The sequence below is a fragment of the Microbispora sp. NPDC049633 genome, assembly GCF_040675265.1.
Taxonomy (GTDB): Bacteria; Actinomycetota; Actinomycetes; order Streptosporangiales; family Streptosporangiaceae; genus Microbispora; species Microbispora maris.
This window is the reverse complement of the sequence record NZ_JBFAOO010000362.1, coordinates 1-3,450: the sequence shown is the minus strand read 5'-3', so window position 1 is coordinate 3,450 and position 3,450 is coordinate 1. Positions and strand designations below refer to the sequence as shown.

General features: G+C 72.2%; 5 protein-coding genes. 4 read left to right on the top strand and 1 reads right to left on the bottom strand.

The genetic code is table 11. From position 1 onward, the window contains the following. Nucleotides 1–244, top strand: a 244-nt coding sequence (locus tag AB0J39_RS38800; protein ID WP_363474108.1) for an HNH endonuclease signature motif containing protein, incomplete at its 5' end; no start/stop codon positions are given. A 48-nt stretch (nt 245–292) separates the two neighbouring features. Here AB0J39_RS38800 and AB0J39_RS38795 read toward each other — a convergent pair. Further along, a complete protein-coding gene (locus AB0J39_RS38795; protein WP_363474106.1) occupies nt 293–1,180 on the bottom strand; it encodes an IclR family transcriptional regulator in 888 nt (295 codons plus the stop codon). A gap of 167 nt (nt 1,181–1,347) precedes the next feature. Here AB0J39_RS38795 and AB0J39_RS38790 point away from each other — a divergent pair, with 167 nt between their 5' ends. From AB0J39_RS38790 to AB0J39_RS38780, 3 genes are all read left to right on the top strand, one after another. After that, nucleotides 1,348–1,506, top strand: coding sequence for a hypothetical protein (locus AB0J39_RS38790; RefSeq protein WP_363474104.1), 159 nt, complete (start codon nt 1,348–1,350; stop codon nt 1,504–1,506). Between the two features lie 88 nt (nt 1,507–1,594). Continuing rightward, nucleotides 1,595–2,521, top strand: a complete 927-nt coding sequence (locus AB0J39_RS38785) for an aminoglycoside phosphotransferase family protein (RefSeq protein ID WP_363474102.1) — start codon at nt 1,595–1,597, stop codon at nt 2,519–2,521. Between the two features lie 123 nt (nt 2,522–2,644). After that, on the top strand, nt 2,645–3,450 hold an 806-nt coding region (locus AB0J39_RS38780; RefSeq protein WP_363474100.1), incomplete at its 3' end, for an alpha/beta-hydrolase N-terminal domain-containing protein.

Below are 3,450 nucleotides of genomic sequence, written 5' to 3'. Positions count from 1 at the left end.
CTACGCCCGCTACGCCACCTGCTGGATCGACGGCTGCCCCCTGCCCGCCACCAGATGCCAGATCGACCACGCCGACAACTGGAGCACCGGCGGCCTGACCGACCTCAAACTGCTCGGCCCGGCCTGCCAGTTCCACAACCGCGACCGCTACCAGCACCCCGACCGCTACACCCGCCGCAAGGCCGGCACAGACCGTTGGGCCTTCACCTACCACCCCGACCGGACCAGAAAGCTGCGAATTTGACGTGTAGCGGAGGACATGGATCAGGGCCAGCGAATGAGGGCCGGCGGATCAGAGCCAGTCGCCGTTCTGGCCGACGGCGAGCAGGCGGTTCATGGTCTCGGGGGACCAGGTCCGATCGGGCACGCGGTGGACGGCCAGGGACCTGCGCTGGGACTTGAGGTCGGGGAACAGGGCGAGCGAAACCTGACGCGCGGCGTCGACCACGAGCGGGGCCACCTTCTCCAGCGGAGTGCGGGCGTCGCCGACCAGGGAGATGCTGGCCACCGGCCCCTCGTGGCCGCGTACGGCGGCGGCGACGCAGGAGATGTCGGGGAAGCACTCCCCCCTCTCGAAGGCGAGGCCCCGGCGCTGCCGGATGCGGTTGAGCTCCTGGTGCAGGGTGCCGATGTCGCCGATCGTCCGGTTGGTCAGGCGGCTGATGTGCCCGTCGATGAGCGCCTCGACCTGCTCGGGTTCCAGCCAGGCGAGGATCGCCTTGCCGAGGGCGGTGCAGTGGGCGGGGGCCCGACCTCCGACGCGGGACGGCACCGACAGGGCGAACCGCCCGCCGACCTTGTCGAGGTAGAAGACCTCGGCGCCGTCGAGCACGGCGAGGTGGACGACCATCCCGGTCCTGATCTGCAGGTTGTGCAGCAGCGACGCGGCCGCCTCGCGGATCTCGCCATGGCTGCCGTCCCGGCCGCCGAGCCCGAGTGCTCGCTTGCCCAGGCTGTAGCCGAACGACGTGTGGTCCAGCCAGTTCAGCCGTACGAGCTGGTCGAGGATGCGGTGAGCCGTCGAGCGCGGGAGGTGGGTGCAGCGAGCCACGTCCTCGAGGGTGAGGCGAGTGGAGCGACCGGTGAACGCGTCCATGATCAGCGTCATCCGTTCGACCATCGACGGCGGCAGCTCTCGCCGCGCGGGCGTCGTCGCATCCTCGGCCCGGAGAGCGGTCATCACACCTCCCAAAACTGAAATGAATTCTTAATTCGGAATGTAGCAACGCCAAGCGCCCCCGGGAAGGGCCAAGAGACACCCCCTCATGTCGGCATCTTTCCGGTTCTGGTCAGCGGGACGAACGGCGGCAGGGGCATGTCCCTCCACTAGAAGGATTTCTGCCAAGCATGTTTCCCGACGTGAGGCCGCTGTTCGGGCGTGGAGGGCGGGTGGACCACCAGGGCACCGAGGCGTACGAGGGCCACTGGCAGCGCACGCCCGAGGGCTCGATGCTCACGTGCCGGGTGTCGTTCTCCACCCGCCTGAGCCGCGGTGTCGCTCGGTAGGGTGGAGGCATGCTTTGACCCCTGCCCGCTGGCCGGGCCCCACCGCGGTTCTCCTTCGCTCATCCACGGCCGACTCGAAGGAGAATCGATGACCACCCCATCCCGCATCGAGGTTCCCCGGGCGTTCGCCGCCTCCTACGGCGAGCACGGCGCCGAGGAACGCGCCTGGATCGCCGGGCTGCCCCGCCTGGGCGGCGAGTTCCTGGAACGCTGGGGACTGCGGCCCGACGGCCCTGCGGCCCATGGCATGGCGTCGCTGGTCCTGCCCGTGCTCCGGGCCGACGGGACACCCGCCGTGCTCAAACTGCAGCGGCTCCGGGAGGAGACCGCCGGCGCGGCCATCGGCCTGCGGGCGTGGAACGGCGACGGTGTCGTGCGCCTGCTGGACTATGACGAGCGGAGCGGCACGCAGCTGCTGGAACGGCTCGACGCGGCCCGGCCCCTGTCCTCGATGGCCGACGACGTCACGGCCCTGCGGATCCTGGCCGGGCTGCTGGCCCGCCTGACCGCAGTGCGCGCCCCGGAGGGCGTGCGGAGGCTGAGCGAGGTCGCCGCCGCCATGCTCGGCCAGGTCCCGCGGGCCGTACGCGCATTGCGCGACCCTGGCGAGCGGCGACTGGTGCGCGCCTGCGCGTCCGCCGTGGCCGAGCTGATCGGCGAACCCGGCGACCGCCTGCTGCATTGGGACCTGCACGACGACAACGTCCTCGCCGGGGAGCGGGAACCCTGGCTCGCCATCGACCCGGAACCGCTGGCCGGCGACCCCGGATTCGAGCTCCTGCCCGCCATGGACAACCGCTGGGACGAGGTGGCGGCCACCGGCGACGTCGCCCGCGCGGTGCTCCGCCGCTTCGACCTGCTGACCGAGGTCGTCGGACTCGACCGGCAGCGGGCGGCCGGCTGGACCATCGGCCGAGTGCTGCAGAACGCGCTGTGGGACGTCGAAGACGGCAAGACGGCACTGGACCCCGTGCAGGTCGCGATCGCCACGACCCTGCTGACCCGGCGACGATAGCCGGACTTCGGGTCGTCATCCTCATCACTCCGCTCACGCCGGGTCGCTCCCCCACCCGCGCCGTGACCGATTCGTTACCTTGATAGCCTGCCTGCTCCGAAAGGCACGGGGATCGGGGGCCCGATGGGGGAAGGGCGACGGGTGCGGCTCGGTGCGCCGCTCGACACGGCCGGGATCGTCCTCGCCACGGCCTTCTTCTGCCTGTCGCTCACGCCGTCGTTGCTGCCCCGCCCCTGGTCGCTGCAGGGGATCATCGCGGGCGTGCTGTCCGCCACCGGATACCTGGTGGGAGTGATCACCGGCGCGCTCGTACGCCCGGCCGCGGCCCGGATCACGGCGCAGACCATGGTGCGGTGGCGCGAGGGGTGGAACCGCACGGGACGGCGGCGGGTCCGGCGCGTGGTGGCGACGTTCGGCTGCGGTCTCGGCGCCGCCTCGCTGGTCCTGGGCGTGCGCGCGCAGCGGGACATCTACCTGCTGATGGGGCTGGAACCGCCGGAGCGGCTCGGCTACCTCGGCGTCCCGCTCGTCGCGGCGGCCCTGTTCCTGGCCCTGCTGGCCGCCGCCAGGACGCTGCGGATCGCGGCGCGGGCGCTGGGCCGTCTCCTCGGGCGGTGGATCCCCGCGACGGCCGCGCGGTTCGCCGCGGGGCTCGGGGTGGGCGTGCTCGCCGTCTTCCTGACCGACGGGATCCTCACCGAGGCCCTGCTCAAGGGAGCCGACCGCAGTTTCGCCGCGATCAACAGCGAGACGGCGCCGGGTGCCACCCGGCCGCGTGCCGCCACGCTGTCGGGCAGCCCCTCCTCGCTGGTCCCGTGGGCGTCCCTCGGCCTGGAGGGCCGCGCCTTCGTCGCGGACGCGCCCACGACCGGCGAGCTGAGCCGGTTCGGCGGGCGGCCCGCCGTCGCCCCGATCCGCGTCTACGCCGG

Bases quoted from the DNA above. Each gene is read 5' to 3' on its own strand.
- AB0J39_RS38795 (WP_363474106.1), bottom strand. From the start codon at position 1,180: ATGACCGCTCTCCGGGCCGAGGATGCGACGACGCCCGCGCGGCGAGAG.
- AB0J39_RS38790 (WP_363474104.1), top strand. From the start codon at position 1,348: ATGTTTCCCGACGTGAGGCCGCTGTTCGGGCGTGGAGGGCGGGTGGAC.
- AB0J39_RS38785 (WP_363474102.1), top strand. From the start codon at position 1,595: ATGACCACCCCATCCCGCATCGAGGTTCCCCGGGCGTTCGCCGCCTCC.